General features: G+C 68.5%; 20 protein-coding genes. 11 read left to right on the forward strand and 9 right to left on the reverse strand.

Annotated elements, in window-relative coordinates; all coding sequences use genetic code 11:
• Window positions 1–158: 158 nt before the first annotated feature.
• From nth to DMH01_RS25805, 4 genes are read left to right on the forward strand one after another with little or no spacing between them, the layout of a single operon-like run.
• On the forward strand, window positions 159–842 hold the full coding sequence (nth, locus tag DMH01_RS25790; RefSeq protein WP_125679879.1) for an endonuclease III: 684 nt from the start codon (window positions 159–161) through the stop codon (window positions 840–842).
• Window positions 839–1,435: a TlpA disulfide reductase family protein gene (locus tag DMH01_RS25795; RefSeq protein WP_125679763.1), complete on the forward strand. Its 597-nt coding sequence runs from the start codon at window positions 839–841 to the stop codon at window positions 1,433–1,435. The genes nth and DMH01_RS25795 overlap by 4 nt, the downstream gene beginning before the upstream one ends.
• Window positions 1,432–2,139 carry a CoA pyrophosphatase gene (locus DMH01_RS25800; protein ID WP_125679764.1) on the forward strand — a complete coding sequence of 236 codons (708 nt, stop codon included), beginning with the start codon at window positions 1,432–1,434 and terminating at the stop codon, window positions 2,137–2,139. Before DMH01_RS25795 ends, DMH01_RS25800 begins: the two co-directional genes overlap by 4 nt.
• Before the next feature lie 6 nt (window positions 2,140–2,145).
• Window positions 2,146–3,330: a MarP family serine protease gene (locus tag DMH01_RS25805; RefSeq protein WP_125679765.1), complete on the forward strand. Its 1,185-nt coding sequence runs from the start codon at window positions 2,146–2,148 to the stop codon at window positions 3,328–3,330.
• 111 nt (window positions 3,331–3,441) lie between these two features.
• Here DMH01_RS25805 and DMH01_RS25810 read toward each other — a convergent pair whose 3' ends face one another.
• Genes DMH01_RS25810 through nhaA form a run of 4 tightly spaced genes read right to left on the reverse strand, consistent with a single transcriptional unit; the run spans window position 3,442 to window position 6,532 of the window.
• Window positions 3,442–3,846: a DUF1992 domain-containing protein gene (locus tag DMH01_RS25810; protein ID WP_125679766.1), complete on the reverse strand. Its 405-nt coding sequence runs from the start codon at window positions 3,844–3,846 to the stop codon at window positions 3,442–3,444.
• Complete coding sequence (locus DMH01_RS25815) at window positions 3,843–4,766, reverse strand: alpha/beta fold hydrolase (protein WP_125679767.1); 924 nt, start codon at window positions 4,764–4,766, stop codon at window positions 3,843–3,845. The genes DMH01_RS25810 and DMH01_RS25815 overlap by 4 nt, the downstream gene beginning before the upstream one ends.
• A gap of 15 nt (window positions 4,767–4,781) precedes the next feature.
• On the reverse strand, window positions 4,782–5,285 hold the full coding sequence (locus tag DMH01_RS25820) for a phage holin family protein (RefSeq protein ID WP_125679768.1): 504 nt from the start codon (window positions 5,283–5,285) through the stop codon (window positions 4,782–4,784).
• A 50-nt stretch (window positions 5,286–5,335) separates the two neighbouring features.
• Window positions 5,336–6,532 (reverse strand): Na+/H+ antiporter NhaA, encoded by a 1,197-nt coding sequence (gene nhaA, locus DMH01_RS25825; RefSeq protein ID WP_125679769.1) that lies wholly within the window; start codon window positions 6,530–6,532, stop codon window positions 5,336–5,338.
• A gap of 207 nt (window positions 6,533–6,739) precedes the next feature.
• Here nhaA and DMH01_RS25830 point away from each other — a divergent pair, with 207 nt between their 5' ends.
• The gene (locus DMH01_RS25830) at window positions 6,740–8,200 is read left to right on the forward strand and encodes a peptide MFS transporter (protein WP_199745617.1); all 1,461 of its coding nucleotides are present in this window, start codon (window positions 6,740–6,742) and stop codon (window positions 8,198–8,200) included.
• A gap of 583 nt (window positions 8,201–8,783) precedes the next feature.
• Here the strand turns inward: DMH01_RS25830 and DMH01_RS25835 are convergent.
• Window positions 8,784–9,503 carry a VIT family protein gene (locus tag DMH01_RS25835; protein ID WP_125679770.1) on the reverse strand — a complete coding sequence of 240 codons (720 nt, stop codon included), beginning with the start codon at window positions 9,501–9,503 and terminating at the stop codon, window positions 8,784–8,786.
• Between the two features lie 111 nt (window positions 9,504–9,614).
• Between DMH01_RS25835 and DMH01_RS25840 the strand changes: the two genes are divergently transcribed.
• Window positions 9,615–10,067 carry an ATP-binding protein gene (locus tag DMH01_RS25840; protein WP_199745618.1) on the forward strand — a complete coding sequence of 151 codons (453 nt, stop codon included), beginning with the start codon at window positions 9,615–9,617 and terminating at the stop codon, window positions 10,065–10,067.
• A 3-nt stretch (window positions 10,068–10,070) separates the two neighbouring features.
• Window positions 10,071–10,847, forward strand: a complete 777-nt coding sequence (locus DMH01_RS25845; RefSeq protein ID WP_125679771.1) for a tRNA(His) guanylyltransferase Thg1 family protein — start codon at window positions 10,071–10,073, stop codon at window positions 10,845–10,847.
• Here the strand turns inward: DMH01_RS25845 and DMH01_RS25850 are convergent.
• Entirely contained in the window at window positions 10,811–11,491 is a 681-nt protein-coding gene (locus DMH01_RS25850) for a DUF2848 domain-containing protein (protein WP_125679772.1), read from the reverse strand. The two genes, DMH01_RS25845 and DMH01_RS25850, sit on opposite strands and share 37 nt — an antisense overlap.
• 107 nt (window positions 11,492–11,598) lie before the next feature.
• On the opposite strand from DMH01_RS25850, the gene DMH01_RS25855 reads away from it, so the two are divergent.
• Both DMH01_RS25855 and DMH01_RS25860 read left to right on the forward strand, forming a co-directional pair.
• Complete coding sequence (locus DMH01_RS25855; RefSeq protein WP_125679773.1) at window positions 11,599–12,903, forward strand: MFS transporter; 1,305 nt, start codon at window positions 11,599–11,601, stop codon at window positions 12,901–12,903.
• Window positions 12,900–13,235, forward strand: coding sequence for a cupin domain-containing protein (locus DMH01_RS25860; protein WP_125679774.1), 336 nt, complete (start codon window positions 12,900–12,902; stop codon window positions 13,233–13,235). The genes DMH01_RS25855 and DMH01_RS25860 overlap by 4 nt, the downstream gene beginning before the upstream one ends.
• Before the next feature lie 54 nt (window positions 13,236–13,289).
• On the opposite strand, the gene DMH01_RS25865 is transcribed toward DMH01_RS25860, so the two are convergent.
• From DMH01_RS25865 to DMH01_RS25875, 3 genes are all read right to left on the reverse strand, one after another.
• The gene (locus DMH01_RS25865; protein ID WP_125679775.1) at window positions 13,290–13,784 is read right to left on the reverse strand and encodes a DUF6319 family protein; all 495 of its coding nucleotides are present in this window, start codon (window positions 13,782–13,784) and stop codon (window positions 13,290–13,292) included.
• Window positions 13,785–13,950: 166 nt separating this feature from the next.
• On the reverse strand, window positions 13,951–15,921 hold the full coding sequence (acs, locus tag DMH01_RS25870; RefSeq protein ID WP_125679776.1) for an acetate--CoA ligase: 1,971 nt from the start codon (window positions 15,919–15,921) through the stop codon (window positions 13,951–13,953).
• A 100-nt stretch (window positions 15,922–16,021) separates the two neighbouring features.
• Complete coding sequence (locus DMH01_RS25875) at window positions 16,022–16,600, reverse strand: GNAT family N-acetyltransferase (protein WP_125679777.1); 579 nt, start codon at window positions 16,598–16,600, stop codon at window positions 16,022–16,024.
• A gap of 114 nt (window positions 16,601–16,714) precedes the next feature.
• Here DMH01_RS25875 and DMH01_RS25880 point away from each other — a divergent pair, with 114 nt between their 5' ends.
• Both DMH01_RS25880 and DMH01_RS25885 read left to right on the forward strand, forming a co-directional pair.
• Window positions 16,715–17,212 carry a phosphoribosyltransferase gene (locus DMH01_RS25880; RefSeq protein WP_125679778.1) on the forward strand — a complete coding sequence of 166 codons (498 nt, stop codon included), beginning with the start codon at window positions 16,715–16,717 and terminating at the stop codon, window positions 17,210–17,212.
• A complete protein-coding gene (locus DMH01_RS25885; protein WP_125679779.1) occupies window positions 17,209–17,940 on the forward strand; it encodes an oxidoreductase in 732 nt (243 codons plus the stop codon). Before DMH01_RS25880 ends, DMH01_RS25885 begins: the two co-directional genes overlap by 4 nt.
• Window positions 17,941–18,107: the final 167 nt, after the last annotated feature.

The following is an 18,107-nucleotide window of genomic DNA, read 5'->3' on the forward strand; positions in this document are numbered from 1 at the left end:
TGGTGCTCTGGCGTGTCGGCCGTCGACCGGCGGGTGCTCCCCACTGGCTCGTCCGATGGCGCCCGTAGGCTATCGGGGTGCCTCCTGCCCCTGCCAATGCCCCCCGTGCGGGGGGCAAGGGTGAAAGCCGGCTCGCATTGGTGAGACGCGCCAGGCGGATGAAGCGTTGCCTCGACGACGAGTTCCCGGACGCGCACTGTGAGCTTGACTTCACCACTCCGCTCGAATTGCTGGTCGCGGTCGTGCTTTCGGCACAGACCACCGACGTCCGCGTGAATCAGGTCACGCCCGCGCTCTTCGCCCGCTACCGGACGGCCGCCGATTACGCCGGCGCCGACCGCGCCGAACTCGAGGAGTACCTCCGACCGACGGGGTTCTTCCGCGCCAAGGCGAACTCGGTGATGGGCCTGGGCGCCGCCCTCGTGGAGCGCTACGACGGCGAAGTGCCCGGCAAGCTGAAGGACCTCGTCACGCTGCCGGGGGTCGGCCGCAAGACGGCCAACGTCGTGCTCGGCGACGCCTTCGGGGTTCCCGGGATCACCGTCGACACCCATTTCGGCCGTCTCGTCCGCCGCTGGGGCTGGACCGAGGAGGAGGACCCGGTCAAGGTCGAGCACGCCGTCGGCGAGCTGATCCCGCGCAAGGAGTGGACGCTCCTCTCGCACCGGACGATCTTCCACGGCCGTCGCGTGTGCCACGCCCGTAAACCCGCCTGCGGCGCCTGCCCGCTGGCCAAGATGTGCCCGTCGTACGGGATCGGCCCGACAGGGTTCGAAGAGGCCGCGAAGCTGGTCAAGGGCGAAGAACGCGAACACATCCTGGAACTGGCGGCCCGCCGGTGACCAGGGTCACCAAACTGGCCCTCGGCGCCGCCGTGCTGGTGGTGGCCCTGATCGTCGCCCTGCTCACGACGCGTGACGGCCAGGCGCCGGCCAAGACGTCGGGGGATCTCACCGCCGCCCGGGCGAAGGCCGCGCTCGCGCCCTGCCCGCCGCCCGGGCCGGGCGAAGTGGCGAAGCTGCGCGGAGTCGACGTCGAATGCCTCGGCGACGGCTCCCGGGTCGACCTCGCCAAAGTGGTCTCGGGTGGTCCCGTGCTGGTCAACCTGTGGGCGTCGTGGTGCGAGCCGTGCCGCGCCGAACTGCCGCTGCTCCAGCAGTACGCCGCGCAGCCCGGAGCCGCGCGCGTGCTCCTCGTCCAGGTCGCGAGCTCCGGGGCCGACGGGCTGGCGCTGCTGGCGGAACTGGGTGTCCGGTTGCCGTCCGTGTTCGACGGTGACGGGCAGTCGGGGCCGGTGCGGACGGCACTAAAGGTCCCTTCCTCCCTTCCCGCGACGTACCTGGTCACGGCGGGCGGCGACGTCCGGCTCATCGAGAACCCACGCGTCTTCCTGAACACTGACCAGGTGCGCGCAGCTGTGGAAGGGACACCATGACCGGCCCCCTCGTGGACCCGGAGGCCGTGCCCGCCTGGTTGCAGCCGCTGGTCAAGATCAGCGGCGAGGTCGGCGCGGACGCGTTCAGCCGGTTCAGCGTGCCGAGGGACGCGACCTACCGGTCCGCGTCCGTCCTGATGCTCTTCGGCGAGGGCCCCCAGGGGCCGGACGTCCTGCTCCAGCGCCGCGCCGACACGCTCGGCTCGCACGCCGGGCAGGTCAGCTTCCCCGGCGGGGGCGCCGAGCCGGAAGACGATGGGCCGGTCGGCACCGCCTTGCGCGAGGCGGAGGAGGAGACCGGCGTCGAACCCGAGGGCGTGCTGCCGGTGGCGGTCTTCCCGGAACTGTTCGTGCCGGTGTCGAGCTTCGCCGTGACGCCGGTGCTCGCCTACTGGCGGACGCCGTCGCCGGTGCACGCCGTCGATCCCGGCGAGACCGCGGCGGTGGCCAGGGTGCCGATCGCCGAGCTCACCGACCCGGCCAACCGGTTCCAGGTCAAACGCGAGGGCTACGACTGGAAGGGGCCCGCGTTCGACGTCGGCGGGATGTTCGTCTGGGGGTTCACGGGCGGCCTGCTGGCGATGACGTTGTCGCTCGGCGGCTGGGAACGGGACTGGGACCACGGCGATGTCCGGGAGCTTGACGTAGCGTTGGCCGAACATCAGGCGCGGGTCGACGGGCGGCAAGTGCCGGAGAAGGAGTAGGCGCCGGTGAACTGGGTCGACGTACTGGTGATCCTCCTCGCGCTGCTGGCGGGCGTGTCCGGCGCGTTCCAGGGGGTGATCATCGCCCTCCCCTCGCTGGTCGGGGTGGTGCTCGGCGCGCTCGCCGGGATCAAGATCGCGCCGCTGATCGTCGAACTCTTCCAGCATCCGGCGGCGAAGGTCGCCTTCGCGGTGGCCACCGTGGTCTTCCTGGTCGCGCTCGGCGAGACCCTCGGGGTCTGGGCGGGCCGGAAGCTGCGGCAGAAGATCAACCCGGACAAGCTTTCCGGCGTCGACAAGACGCTCGGCGCGGTCGTTCAGGCCGCCGTGGTGTTCGTGGTCGCTTGGCTGATCGCGACGCCGCTCACGGCCGTCTCGGGAGTGCCCGGGCTGGCGAAGTCGATCAACAGCTCGGTCGTGCTCGGCGAAGTGAACAACGTCATGCCCGAGGCGGCGCAGGGCTTCCCGAGCGAACTGCGCAAACTGCTGGACGCGTCCGGCTTCCCGTCCATTGTGGACCCTTTCCAGAAGCCGAACGTCGAGGACACCAGCCCGCCGGACACCGCGCTGCAGGCGAGCGCGATCGTCAAACAGGTGCACCGCAGTGTGGTGAAGATCCGCGGCAACGCGACTTCGTGTTCGCGGGCGCTGGAAGGCAGCGGATTCGTCGTCGCGCCGCAGCGCGTGATGACGAACGCGCACGTCGTCGCGGGGACCGACGAGGTCGCCATCGAATCGACTTCGGGCAAGTTCCCGGCCAGGGTCGTCTACTTCGACCCCGAGGCCGACGTGGCCGTGCTCGCGGTGCCGAGGCTCCAGGCGCCCGTCCTGCCGTTCACGCCGCGGGTCGCGCGGGCCGGCGACAACGCGATCGTGCTCGGCTATCCGCTCGACGGCCCGTACACCGCGACGCCCGCCAGAGTGCGCGGCCGGATCAACCTGCGCGGACCGGACATCTACGAGGCCAACACCGTGCAGCGTGACGTGTTCACCGTGCGCGGTCAGGTGCGCAGCGGTAACTCGGGCGGGCCGATGATCAACCCCGAAGGCGAGGTCATCGGGGTCGTCTTCGGCGCGGCGGTCGAGGATCCGGAGACCGGCTTCACGCTGACTTCGGAGCAGGTGCGGCCGGTGGTGGAGACGGCTCCGGCGCTGAGCGCGAACACGTCGACGGGGCCCTGCGCCAACTAGCTCGTGAAGGTCCCTTCCCGGAGTACATGAAGGACCCCTTCCTGTACCTAGGCGCAAGGAAGGGGTCCTTCATGTACCTCGGGCGGGCACGGCGCCGGTTACGAGGGGCAACTAGCGCGCTTCGCGCCAGGAGGCCAAGACCTCGTCCACGTCCAGCGGCCGTGCCCGCAGTACCGGGCCTCCAGCCGGACGCCGGTGTTCGGCGCGGATCCGTTCGTTCAGGTCCTCGACGATCTCCCGCACCCGAGCCTCACGACGTACCTTCGCCAGGGTGTCCGGCAGGTCGTCCAGTTCCTTCGCGATCGCCAGCGACGGCGGCAGCAGAGCCGAAACGTCGTGTCCCTCGGCACGGACCTTGTTCACGACCCAGCCCAGCGCGGTGTCCTTGCCGTCCGTTTTCGGCAGCGGCTTTCCCGCGCCGGGGAGGTTTTCGAACTCGCCCTTCGCCTCCGCGGCGCTGATCTGCCTGTCCACCCAGGACTCGAACGACACGCCCGTCGGTTTGCGCTCGGTCATGCTTCCAAGATACGGAAGAAGTCCAGCAGCGCGGCCGACGTGCGCTCCGGGGCCTCCAGATGCGGGAAGTGCCCGATGCCGGGCCAGCGCTCGAGGCGGGCGTCCGGCGCCCAGCGACGGGACGCCGCCGCGGTGTCGGGCAGGACGCACCTGTCTTCCTCGCCGTGCAGTTGCAGCACACGGGGGGCGAAGCGGCCTCGCAGCGCCTCGCTGAACCGGCGTCCTTCGCCGCGGAACTGCGCGCGGAACGCCCATCGGTAGTACTCGAGCGCGCTGTGCGGCACCCCCGGCACGAGCATCGCCTGCCGGAACGCGCGCACGGTCTCGGTGAAGTCCGGCGTGTCCGTCCACTGTGGACCGGACCAGGCGCGGAAGAGCTCTTCGACGGCGAGCGCGTCGTCCTTGACCAGCCACTTTTCCGGCGCCATCGGCACCTGGAAGCGGAGCAGGTGTCCCGAAGCGCGCAGCTGCCCCGGCCGCCGGACGGACCGGCGCAACGCCAGCGGATGCGCGCCGCCCAGCACGCTGACCGACGAGACCAGCCGCGGGTGCAGCGCGCCGACCGTCCACGCGAGCATGCCGCCCCAGGCATGCCCGACGAGATGGGCTTTGCGCGCGCCGAGCGACTTGATCAGCCCGCCGACGTCGCCGGCGAGCGTCCAGGCGTCGTAGCCGCGCGGGGGTTTGTCCGAGTCGCCGTACCCGCGCAGGTCGACCGCCACCGCGCGGAAACCGGCGTCGGCGAGCGCCGTCAGCTGGTGGTGCCAGGCCCACCAGAACTCGGCGAATCCGTGCAGCAGCAGGACCACCGGCCCGTCACCGAGTTCGGCGACGTGCAGCCGGATGCCGTTCGCCGAGACGTCACGATGGGTCCACGGACCGTCGATCCGGACGATCGACGGATCCGGTGTCGCCTGCACCGACTCGAAAACTTCTCAGTCGCGGCCCGCGGGCGCGTCGTCCTCGGCGCTGTGACGCGGCTTGAACGCGGCGGCGGTGTCCTTGAAGCTGTTGATCGTGCGCTCCGGCGCCTTGATCTTCTTCACCTTGCGGTAGCCGAGGAAGCCGGCGGCCGCCGTCGCGACGAGCATCAGCCCGAACACGATCGCGAACGCCGCCCAGCGCATCAGCCATTCCGACAGCAGTTCGCCGAGGAAGAAAAAGAAGAAGAACGAGCTGTACAGGCCGATGACCAGCGCGACCAGGAAGAAGATGGCGCCCTTGAGGCCCTTCTTCGCCTCCGCGACGACCTCGGATTTGGCCAGCTCGACCTCGGCGCGGATCAGCGTCGAGACGTGCTGTGTGGCATCGCCGACGAGTTTCCCGAGGGACTGCTCGCTCGCTACCACGTCGTCATCGCTCGACAGGGGGAGGTAGGGCACGGCCCCCACGCCGTCGGGGCCGGTACGTTCGTGCTTGGGGCTGCTCACATCGGTCATCGTGCCACGTGCCCCGATCACGGGCGCGGCGGACCGGCGAGTGTCGCTTCTCAATCTTCGCGCGCGTGCACCCGGCTACGGTGCAGCAGCATCGCGGCGGCCGAAAGCGAGGCGATGGCCGAGGCGATCAGCACCGCCGCCTTCGCCAGCTCGACGGCGTCCCCGTCGAGCGCGAGGTCGGCGATCAGCAGGCTCACGGTGAACCCGACGCCGCCGAGCATCGACAGCGCGCCGATGTCCCGCCAGCCCATGCCCCTGGGTTTCTCCGCGAGCTTGAACTTCACCGCGAGCAGGCTGGCGCCGAAGATCCCGATCAGTTTCCCGCCGACCAGACCGATCAGCACGGCCAGCGGCAACGCCGTGGTGAACACCGCGCCGAGCGACTCGGCGTCCACTTTGATCCCGGCCGCGAACAGCGCGAACAACGGCACCGCGACCGCGGCCGACCACGGCTGCAACCGGTGTTCGAGCCGGATCGCGGGCGCGTGCTCCTCGCCATCGTCGGCGCGGACGCGGGTGAGCAGGCCGAGCGCGACGCCGGCGATCGTGGCGTGGATGCCCGCCGAATGCACCGCGACCCAGGTGATCAGGGCCAGCGGCACGTAGATCCAGGCACTGCGGACGCGGCGCTTCTGCAGGTAGGCGTACAGCGCGAGCGCGACGACGGCGACACCCGCGGCGACGAGGTCGAACTTCGCGGTGAACAGGATCGCGATGATGAGGATCGCGCCGAGGTCGTCGACCACCGCGAGCGAGAGCAGGAAGACGCGGGCGCTGCTCGGCAGGTTCGACGCGGTCAGGGCGAGGACGCCCAGCGCGAACGCGATGTCCGTGGCGACCGGGATGGCCCACGCGCGTTCGATGCCCGGCGTTCCCCAGCCGACCGCGAGCGCGACCAGCGCCGGGACGATCATGCCGCCGATCGCGGCGACCACCGGCAGGATCGCCTGCTTGAACCGCGAAAGTTCGCCGACCACGAGTTCGCGTTTGAGTTCGAGCCCCGCGACGAAAAAGAACAGCGCGAGCAGGCCGTCCTTCGCCCAGTCGCCGATCGTCAGATTCAGGTGGAGGAATTCGGGGCCGAGCCGGAAATCGCGGATCGCGCGGTAAAGGTCGTCGATGGGCGAATTGGCCCAGATGAGGGCGATCGCGGTGGCGCCGAGCAGGATCAGCCCGCCGGTCGTCTCCGTGCGGAGGTAACGGGCGAATTCCGCGACGGCTTTCGCGGGGCGAGTGGGGCCGGACAAGGCATCCTCCGGATTTCGGCAACACGAACACTGTTGCCGACCAGACTTCCCGGCGCACCTTGACACGATTTTAACGCTTCAAGCTGCGGAAATCTCGCCTTCATGACTGCGACCACAGAGATCATGCGGACGTCGGTGTCCCGTCCACATGGTGGGCTTCTAGCATGTCAACCGGAAACCGACAACGATGTCTTCACTAAGGACGGCATGGTGAGTACCTCTACCGAGGTCCAGCGAGACACGAGGTTTTTCGGGCACCCACGAGGGCTCGCGAACCTCTTCGGCGTCGAGATGTGGGAGCGTTTCTCGTTCTACGGGATGCTCGGCATCCTCCCGATCTACCTCTACTACGAAGTCAGCCAGGGCGGCCTGGCGCTGCCGAAGGCCTCCGCGCTCGGCATCGTCGGCGCGTACGGCGGCATGGTCTACCTGTCGGCGGTGATCGGCGCCTGGGTCGCGGACCGGGTGCTCGGCTCGGAACGCACGCTGTTCTACAGCGCGATCCTGATCATGATCGGCCACATCAGCCTCGCCGTGCTGCCCGGTCTGGCGGGTATCGGTGTCGGCCTCGTCTGCGTGGCCGTCGGCAGTGGCGGGCTGAAGTCCAACGCCACCGCCATCGTCGGGACGCTGTACGCGCCGGGCGACGAGCGCCGTGACGGTGGTTTCACGATCTTCTACATGGGCGTGAACGTCGGCGGCTTCGTCGGCCCGCTGCTGACCGGGCTCGCGCAGAGCGAGATCGGTTTCCACGTCGGCTTCGGGCTCGCCGCGTTCGGGATGGCGCTCGGCCTGATCCAGTACACGATCGGCCGCAAGAACCTCGGCGAGAAGGCGAGCGAGATCCCCAACCCGCTGCCCGCGTCGCAGCGGCCGCTGGTCTTCGGCGGCACCGCGGCAGGTGTCGCCGCGATCGTGCTGCTCGTGGTCTTCGGCGTGATCAACCCGGCCAACCTGGTGGACGTCGTCGTCTGGGCCGTCGCGGTCATCTCGGTGATCTACTTCGTGGTGATCATCAGCAGCAAGAAGATCACCGCCGACGAACGCAGCCGGGTGTACTCGTTCATCCCGATGTTCATCGCGAGCGCCGCGTTCTTCTCGCTGTACCAGCAGCAGTTCACCGTGGTCGCGGCCTACACCGACGAACGTCTGAACCGGACGATCTTCGGCTGGGAGATGCCGGTGGCGTGGGTCAACTCGATCAACCCGGTGTTCATCATCCTGTTCGCGCCGGTGATCGCGGCGATCTGGACGAAACTCGGCTCGCGGCAGCCGTCCTCGCCGATCAAGTTCGTGCTCGGCACGGTCACCATGGGCGTGGCGTTCCTGCTGTTCCTCCCGATGGTCGGCAGCGGCAAGAACGCGAGCCCGCTGCTCGCGCTGGCGGGCATCCTGTTCGTGTTCACCATGGCGGAACTGATGCTTTCGCCGGTCGGGCTCTCGCTGTCGACCAAACTCGCGCCGGAGGCGTTCCGGACGCAGATGGTGGCGCTGAACTTCCTGTCCATCTCGCTCGGTACGGCGATGTCCGGCAAGCTCGCCGAGTTCTACTCGGTGGACGACGAAGCGCCGTACTTCAGCATCGTCGGCGGGGTGGCCATCGTGGTCGGTGTGGCGCTCCTGGTGGCGACGCCGATGATCCGCAAGCTGATGAAGGGCGTTCACTGACGCGCTTCATGCCGCACTGACGAGCGATCCTCGAACGTGCTGAAAGGGCCCTTCACCGCATAGGAAGCGGTGAAGGGCCCTTTCGCTACCCGCATCTCACGTGCTTGGAGGCGTAACTCACGTGCTTGAAGGCGTAACTCGCGAGTTACGCCTCCAAGCACGCGAGATGCGTCTCTGAGCACACGTGATCGCCCTTCGAGCACGGGAAACGGCGACTATTGAGGGATAAGGCAAACGTGGCGTGGTCGGTGCGGGTGGTCGACCGGACGACACGCGTGATCCAGCGGACGACACGCGTGACTGGACGGACGGCACGACGCACGGCCGGATTCCACCGCTAGTCGTCCGCCTGAACACGCGTGTCGTCCATCCCCACACGTGAGTCGTCCATCCAGTCACGCGAAACGCCACCGGCACCTCGGCAGTAGGTACCTAAGACACGGTTGGCTCTAACCCGAAACGCCACTCACGACCCGCGCTTGATCAGGGTCGAAGGCTCCTTTCACCGCATCAGACGCGGCGAAGGGAGCCTTCAACCCACCATCGGCTCGCCCGAGAACACGCCACGTTTGACCTTCGGCGCCTACGCCACGCTCGTCCCGAACAGCACGCCGACGTAGTAGGTCACCAGCATCGTCAGCGCGCCGACGCCGACGTTGCGCGCGATCGCGCGGCCGGCGCGGGCGTCGCCGAGTTTCGCGCTGACGAACCCGGTCAGCGCCAGCCCGACCACGACCGCCGACGCGCACGCCCAGACCCGCGCCGAGGTCGGCGTCCACACGATCGCCAGCAGCGGCAGGAGCGCGCCGACGGTGAACGCCACCAGTGACGCCCACGCCGCCTGCCACGGGCTGGTCAGATTGTCCGGATCGATACCGAGTTCGGCCTCGGCGTGCGCCTGCAGCGCGTCCTTTTCGGTCAGTTCGCGGGCGACCTCCGCGGCGAGTTCCGGGGAAAGCCCCTTCTCCTCGTAGATTTCCGCGAGTTCCCGTTCTTCGGCTTCGGGCATCTCTTTCAGCTCGCGCTTTTCCAGCCGCAACTGGGCGCGTTCGGTGTCGCGCTGTGTGCTCACGGAGACGTATTCGCCACCCGCCATGGAAAGCGCGCCCGCGACGAGGCCCGCGATTCCCGCGGTGGCGATCGCGGTGGAGTCGGTGGTCGCGCCCGCGACGCCGACCACGATGCCCGCCACCGAGACGATCCCGTCGTTCGCGCCGAGAACCCCGGCGCGCAGCCAGTTCAGCCTGCCGCCCAGGTCCTCGTGCGGTTCGTGAGGATGTGAAGTCGATACGGTATCGGTCACCTTTTCAGTGAAACACAAAGAACGGTATCCGGCGAGCGAAGACCGTTTCGGTAAATAGAGGCAATCCTTATTGACTATTGCCTTACCTAACCCATCGGCTACGTTGTGTCCGTGACAGAGGTGGTGATCCTGATCGGGCTACAGGCGTCCGGGAAGTCGACGTTCTTCCGGCGCGAGTTCGCGGGGACGCACGTCCACGTCAGCAAGGACACCTTCCCCAACGCGCGACGGCCGCAGGTCCGGCAGCTGCGGATGCTGGCCGAGGCGCTCGAAGAAGGCCGTTCGGTGGTCGTGGACAACACCAACCCGTCGCCGGAGGAATGGGCGCCGCTGGTCGAAGTCGCCCAGCGGTACGGCGCGCGGGTCCTCGGGTATTGGTTCCCGCCGGATCTCGAAGGCTCCCAAGAGCGCAACGCGCGCCGGAAAGGGAAAACCCGGGTGCCCGACGTCGGTCTGTATGCGACGCTGAAACGCCTCAGGCGCCCGAGCGCCGAAGATGGTTTCGACGAGCTGTACACCGTCGGTTTCGACGGCGAAGGCGGTTTCGTCGTCGAGCGGGGGTGAACCATGGACGCCGGTGATTTCGAGGCGCGGCAACGGGAACGCGAGTGGTTCCACGGGCTGACCGTGCCACCGGGGGCCTGGACGGTGCTCCGCGTCGACGGCCGGGGTTTCTCGAAGTTCACCGAAGCGCGGTTCGAGAAGCCGTTCGATCCCCGGTTCGCCGACTGCATGACCGAGGCAGCGGGCGCTTTGCTGTCGGAGTTCGCTTCACCTTACGTATACACGGAAAGCGACGAGATCTCGCTCGTGCTCGCCCCTTCCGCCGATTTCTTCGGCCGAGGCGTCGAGAAGCTCGTGTCGATCTCCGCCGGGATCGCCTCGGCCGCGTTCACCCACGCGGCCGGGGTGCCCGCGCACTTCGACGGTCGCGTTTGGCTCGGCACGACGGCGGACGACGTCGTCGACTACTTCTCCTGGCGCCAGGCGGACGCGGCCCGGTGCGCGCTCAACGGCTGGTGCTACTGGATTCTCCGCAAGGCGGGGAAGTCGGCGAGTGAGGCCGGAGCCGTTCTCGACGGCGCCGGCGTCTCCGAGAAGAACGAGCTGCTCTTCGCGCACGGCGTCAATTTCGCCGAAGTCCCCGCCTGGCAACGGCGCGGCGTCGGGCTGTGCTGGGAGTCCTACGAGCGCACCGGTTTCGATCCGGTGCGCGAGGTCGAGGTCTCCGCGACCCGCCGCCGCGTCCGTGTCGACCGCGAGTTGCCGATGAAGGGCGAATACCGCGCCTTTCTTGGCGAGTTGCTTCAGCCGATCGGTTCGGGCAGCCGTCGCACGGTGTAGGCGAGTTCGATCGTCTCTCCGGTCGCCGGGTCGCCCAGTTCCACGCGCCAGGAGTCGGCGAACTGGTCGACGCCGTGCACCATCGGGATGGTCCCGGAGATCAGCACGGTGCCCGGGGCGTAGAGATCACGCTCGCGCAGGACGTCCAGCCAGTACGACGGCGGCAGCAGTTCCGCGAGTTTTCCTTGCTGGATCAGGGTTTCCCCGGCCCAGGCGGAGAGCGTGAGGTCGTCGAGCCGGTCCTGGACGTCCACGAGCCGCCACGCCTTGGCGGCGAGGACGTCGGGGCCGGCGTTCTTGCTCCACGCGACGCCGTGCGCTTCGAGGGCGCGGTCGGTGTGGTCGCAGGCGGCGGTCAGGAGGACGTCCTCGGGCGCGGGGCCGGTGATGACGATGGCCCATTCGGCCTCGCCGGAGGTCCGCTCGTGCTGCACCGGGACCTCGTCGGTCTGGCTCGCCAGGTACGGCGCGACGGGGTAGAGGGCCGGGGTCACCGAAGGCGCGGGGACGCCGAGTTCGGCCAGTTCGGCCACGTGGGCGGCGACGTCCTCCTGGCTGCGACCGGCGTATCCGGCGTTCAGCAGCGTGTGGACCTCGGTCCGCCGCTCCTGGCCGTCGGGAAGGGTGAAACGCAGCTCAGGCATCTGTCCTCCGAGATTGGGGGTTGCGCATACAGCTTGTATACAAGGAGTATATCCGCAATTCAACCCCTCCCGGCGGGGTTGCGGATCTCCTACGGACGGATGTGGACATGACCTCACCAGCCGGTGACCGGCGTTCGTTGCACAAGGCCTTCGCGGCCAGCCTCTCGGGAACAGCGCTCGAGTGGTACGACTTCGCGGCCTACTCGGTGGCGGCCGCGACGATCTTCGGGAATCTCTTCTTCCCCTCGGAGGACCAGCTCGCGAGCACGATGGCGGCGTTCTCCACCTACGCCGTCGGCTACCTCGCCCGCCCGCTCGGCGGATTCCTCTTCGGCCGCCTCGGCGACGTGCTGGGCCGCAAACGCATCCTGGTCATGACGCTCGTGCTCACCGGGGTCGCGACGTTCCTCATCGGTGTCCTGCCCACCTACGAGAACATCGGCGGCTTCGCGGCGGTGCTGCTCGTGGCGCTGCGGTTCGCGCAGGGTGTCGGCATCGGCGGCGAATGGGGTGGCGCCGTCCTGCTGTCGAGCGAGTTCGGCGATCCGAACAAACGCGGCTTCTGGGCGTCCGCCGCGCAGATCGGCCCGCCCGCGGGCAACCTGCTCGCCAACGGTGTCCTCGCCGTGCTGGCCGGGCTGCTCACCGAAGACCAGTTCAACAGCTGGGGCTGGCGGATCGCGTTCCTGCTTTCCGGCGCGCTGGTCGGGTTCGGCCTGTGGATCCGGCTCAAGCTGGAGGAGACGCCGGTCTTCAAGCAGATCCAGGAGCGTGGCGAGCGCTCGTCGGCGCCGATCTCCGAGGTCTTCCGCACCGAACGCCGCGCGCTGGTCGCGGCCGTGCTGATCCGTGTCTGCCCGGACGTGCTGTACGCGCTGTTCACCGTCTTCGTCCTCACGTACGTCACCACGCACACCGATCTCTCGCGCGGCGCCGGGCTGGCCGCGGTGATGATCGGTTCGGCGTTCCAGCTGGTGCTGATGCCGCTGTTCGGCGCGCTCTCGGACCGCGTCTCGCGGCGCAAGATGTACCTGGTCGCGACCATCGCCGCCGGCATCTGGCCGTTCGTGTTCTTCCCGATGGTCAGCGGCGGTTCGTTCGTCATGCTGGCGATCGGGATCGTGCTCGCGCTCGTGATCCACGCGGCGCTCTACGGGCCGCAGGCCGCGCTCGTCACCGAGCAGTTCTCGCCGCGCCTGCGCTACACCGGCAGCTCGCTGGCGTACACCCTCGCCGGCGTGATCGGCGGAGCGCCCGCGCCGTTGCTGTTCACGGCGCTGCTGGCCGGTTTCGACACCTGGGTCGCGATCGGGGTCTACCTGCTCGCCACCGCGGTGGTGACCGTCGTGGGTGTCCTGCTCGCCCGCGACCCGGACCGCGAGGAGGCGGCCGCGATGGAGCCCGTGCGATGACCTGGACGACCATGTCCACAGTGGAGGGTCTGCCGCTGATCGGCGGACAGGGCCGCTTCCGGACGCTCGCCACGGCCGAAGGTGGCCTGGCGTACGAGATCTCGTACCCGGCGGGCGTCGCTTCTCCCGTGCACAGCCACGATCACGACAGCATCGTGTACCTGGTTTCGGGTTCGCTGCGCGGCACGCTCGACGGCCGGGAAGTGACCCTCGACGCCGGCGGCGCGATCGTCCACCCGCGCGGTGTCCCGCACAGCGTCGAGGCCATCGTGGACAGTCAGTGGATCGAGTTCAAGACGCCGCTGCCTTCGCGGCCGCCGATCGCGGAATGAAAAAACCGGGGCGGACACTGATATCCAGCGTCCGCCCCGGTCAGGAGGAAAGTCTTACGCGTCCAGCTCGGCCAGCGCCAGCTTCGCCTTCTCCAACTCGGCTTCGAGCTGGGCGACCTTCGCGGCCTGCAGCTCGCGGGCGGCGTTGATGACCTCGTCGATCGGGCCCGACAGGTCGGCGTGCAGTTCCTTGGCGGCGCGGGACACGGCCGCGGCCGGGATCTCCAGGCCCTTCGCGACCCACTTGGCGCCGTTCTTGAGCTCGGCCTGCCACTCGCCGTCGGCGGTGCCGGTGACCGTGAGGGTCAGCTCGACGGTGCGGGTCTTCTTCGCCGTCGTGGCGACCTTCGGGCGGCCACGCTTGGGCTTGGGGGACTCCACCGTGTTCTCTTCGGTGGGGGCCTCCGGGTTTTCCGGGGTTTCCGGAGTCTCGGTCTTCGCCTCGGCCGGGGCTTCGGCCGTCTCCGCCTGCGGCGTCGAGTCGACGGGCGCTTCGGTAGCCGCTTCTTCGGACACGGCGTCAGTGCGTGTCAAGGCATCCACGGTCATCGTCGGTGTCGTCTCCTTGCCCGGGTATGGGGTGGTACCCGGCACATCCTAGAACAGGCGTTCGAGTAGAGCGAACCGGGGTGTGGTAGGCGTGTCGGATGCGAGGAACGGTCCGTTCCTTGCGAAATTTGCAAGGAACGGACCGTTCATGGCACGCGCGGGGCGGTTACTCCTCCGACTTGCCGGTCTTCAGGCCCGAAGAGATCAGGTCCATCACCGACGAGTCGGCCAGCGTGGTCACGTCGCCGACCTGGCGGTTCTCGGCGACGTCACGCAGCAGGCGGCGCATGATCTTGCCGGAGCGCGTCTTGGGCAGCTCCTGCACGACCAGGATCTGCCGCGGCTTCGCGATCGGACCGATCTCCTTGGCGACGTGGTTGCGCAGCTCCTGCACGGCCTCATCGCCGCCATCGACGGCGTTGCCGCGCAGGATGACGAACGCGACGATGCCCTGCCCGGTGGTCGGGTCGGTCGCGCCGACGACGGCGGCCTCGGCGACCGTCGGGTGCGAGACCAGCGCGGACTCGACCTCGGTGGTCGAGATGCGGTGCCCGGACACGTTCATCACGTCGTCGACCCGGCCCAGCAGCCAGACGTCGCCGTCGGCGTCGTACTTCGCGCCGTCGCCGGCGAAGTAGTAGCCCTGGTCGGCAAAGCGGGACCAGTAGGTCTCGCGGAACCGCTCCTCGTCGCCCCAGATGCCGCGCAGCATGCCCGGCCACGGCTTGTCGAGCACCAGGTACCCGCCGCCGCCCTTGCCGACCTCGACGCCCTGGTCGTCGACGACCTTCGCCGAGATGCCCGGCAGCGCCTTCTGCGCCGAGCCCGGCTTCGTGGCGGTGACGCCCGGCAGCGGCGAGATCATGATGCCGCCGGTCTCGGTCTGCCACCAGGTGTCGACGATCGGCGCCGAGTTCGCGCCGACGTTCTCGCGGTACCAGATCCACGCTTCGGGGTTGATCGGCTCGCCGACGCTGCCGAGCACGCGCAGCGACGAGAGGTCGTACTTCTGCGGGATCTCGTTGCCCCACTTCATGAACGTGCGGATCAGCGTGGGCGCGGTGTAGTAGATGGAGACCTTGTGCTGCTGGACGATCTCCCAGTGGCGGCCCTCGTGCGGGGTGTTCGGCGTGCCTTCGTAGACGACCTGCGTCGTCCGGTTCGCCAGCGGCCCGTACACGATGTACGTGTGCCCGGTGATCCAGCCGATGTCGGCGGTGCACCAGTAGACGTCTTCGCCTGCCTTGTGGTCGAAGACGTTGTGGTGCGTGTACGCCGCCTGGGTCAGGTATCCGCCGGAGGTGTGCAGGATGCCCTTCGGCTTCCCGGTGGTGCCGGAGGTGTAGAGGATGAAGAGCGGGTGCTCGGAGTCGAACGCCTGCGGCGCGTGCTCCGCGGACTGGCCGTCGACCAGTTCGTGCCACCAGAGGTCGCGGCCTTCGGCGATCGGCACCTCTTCACCGGTGCGGCGGACGACGATGACCTTCTCGACCGATTCGGCGCCTTCGAGCGCTTCGTCGACATTGACCTTCATCGGCGCGGCCTTGCCGCGGCGGTACTGGCCGTCGGTGGTGATGACGATCCGCGCGGCCTGGTCGTCCACCCGGGAACGCAGTGCTGTCGGGGAAAAACCACCGAAGACGACACTGTGCAGGACGCCGATGCGGGCGCACGCGAGCATCGCGACGATCGCTTCGGGCACCATCGGCATCTGGATGGCGACGCGGTCGCCCGCCTTGAGGCCGAGGGACTCGAACGCGTTCGCGGCCTTGGAAACCTCGTCCTTCAGCTGCGCGTAGGTGATGTCACGGCTGTCGCCGGGCTCGCCGACCCAGTGGATGGCGACCTGGTCGCCGTGCCCGGAATCGACGTGGCGGTCGACGCAGTTGTACGCGACGTTGAGCTTCCCGCCCACGAACCACTTCGCCACCGGCGCATTGGTCCAGTCCAGTACCTGCGACCACTTCGTTTCCCAGTCGAGGCGCTCGGCCTGCTTGGCCCAGAACGCTTCCCGGTCGGCGTCGGCTTCGGCGTAGAAGTCGGCGGTGGCATTCGCTTGCGCGCTGAAAGCCTCACTCGGGGGGAAGGTCCTGCTCTCCGTGAGCAAATTGTCCAGCGCCGGCGACTGCTCGGTCATGGTGCGATGCCTCCTGTGATTCGCGTGTCTTCACGCCCGTTGGCACGCTATCGACGTTACGACGCGAAGTAAAAGGTTGCATCGTGGTTGCGCACGGCATTCACACGCTTGAGGACAAAGCGGTACGGACCGCCGGCCATTCTGGTCCGGTGAGGGAGTAGACGACGGTGTCGCGGACGGTTCCGTCCGGGCGGACGCGGTGTGCGCGCAGCACCCCTTCCCGCTGCGCGCCGAGACGTTCGATCGCCTTCTGCGACTTGTGGTTGCGGATGTCGGTCTCCCACGAGACGCGGTTCGCGCCGAGGTCGTCGAAAGCGTGGCGCAGCAACAGGAGTTTCGACTCGCGGTTGAGTCCGGTCCGCTGCCATTCGGAACCGATCCAGGTGTAGCCGACGGAAACGATCTTGTGGCGCGCGCTCATCGCGTAGAACGACGTCGTGCCCGCGACCTCGCCGGTGCGCGCGTCGATCTGCGCCCAGGCGCGGCGGTCGTTGTCGGCGAGGATGTCGTCGACCATCGCTTCGGCCGCGGCGACGTCCCGCGGCTGCCGGAGGCTCAGCCACGTCCAGATCGCCGGGTCGGAGCCCGCCGCGAAGAGGCCCTTCGCGTGGTCGCGGGTGAGCGGTTCGAGATGGACGCGTTCGCCGCGCAGGGTGGTGTGGATGTTCCAGTCGGTCACGATCTTGACGGTACGACCGGCAATGGCCTTATTGGAGAGCCAGTTTCGAAGCATTCGAGAAGGCCACTGCGGCGTTGCCTATGCTCGCGGGAACGATCGAGAAGGCGAGGCAGCATGGCCGAGGAGCGGGAAGAGCTCACCTGGGAGTTGTTCGGGACGGCCAGCAGGGAGCTGGCGCAGGCCGTCGCCGACGACGGCTTCGAGCCGGACCTCATCCTGTCGATTGCGCGCGGCGGGCTGTTCGTCGCCGGCGCGCTCGGCTACGCGCTGGACGTCAAGAACCTGCACGTGATGAACGTCGAGTTCTACACCGGCGTCGACCAGCGTCTCGACCTGCCGGTGATGCTGCCGCCGGTGCCGAACGTCGTCGACCTGACGAAGAAGAAGGTGCTCGTCGCCGACGACGTCGCGGACACCGGCGCGACCTTGAAGCTGGTCCGCGACTTCTGCGCCGACCACGTCGCCGAGGTGCGCTGCGCGGTCGTCTACGAGAAGCCGCGCTCGGAGGTCAAAGGCGAGTACGTCTGGAAGCACACGGACCGCTGGATCAACTTCCCGTGGTCGGTGCAGGCGCCGGTCGTGCGCCGCGAGGGACAGGTGCTGGACGCGTGACGGATCCGCTGAAGCCGCTGCTGGACCTCGAAGGGGTCGCCGCGGCCGCGAAATCGGCGCAGGACGCGGTGTTCGCCGTCCACCGGCTGCCCGCCAACCTGCGCGGTGGCGCGGCGACGGCGGCCGAAGCGTCCGTACGGTCGGCGCGGGCGTCGGCCGGGATCGAAGGCGCCGCGCCCGAACTGCCCGAATCCGGTGAAGTGGCCGATCCGGTGCTGGCCGGCGCGCTGCGGGTCGCGGAAGCACTGGAGGGTCTGCTGCCGACGTGGCGGCGTGCGCCGTTGCAGGCGTTGGCGCGCTTGCACGTTCTCGCCGCGTCGGATCTGGTGACGGATTCCGACGCGCTGGGGCGGCCGCGGTCGGCCGGTGACGTCGGGCCGCGGCTGGAGATGCTGGCGCAACTCGTCACCGGCGCGACGTCGGTGCCGGGGCCGGTGCTGACCGCCGTCGTGCACGGGGAACTGTTGGCGCTGAAGCCTTTCGGCTCGGCGGACGGTGTCGTCGCGCGGGCCGCGGCGCGGCTTTCGGCGGTGGCGACCGGGCTGGATCCGAAGGCGCTGACGGTGCCGGAGGTCGCGTACTTCCGGCGGGTGCCGAAGTACCTCGAAGCCGCTTCGGCCTTCAGCTCCGGGACCTCGGAGGGCGTCCGGAGTTGGCTGCTCTTTTCGTGTGAAGCCTTCGAGGCGGGCGCCCGCGAGGCGAAGTCGATCTCCGACGCCGCCGGCTGACCTTTGGGTCTCGTGAGTGGCAAGGACGGTTAGAACCGTCTGTCTGAGTTCAGGACATGTCGGACAGTTGATGTTTCAGGACCTCACGGACACTGACCGGTCTGTCGGTGTGGTGACCAGGGCTTGTGTGGTGATCATGCTTCGATGGGCAGAGCAGGGTTTTCGAT

Source organism: Amycolatopsis sp. WAC 04182, assembly GCF_003947465.1.
Taxonomy (GTDB): domain Bacteria; phylum Actinomycetota; class Actinomycetes; order Mycobacteriales; family Pseudonocardiaceae; genus Amycolatopsis.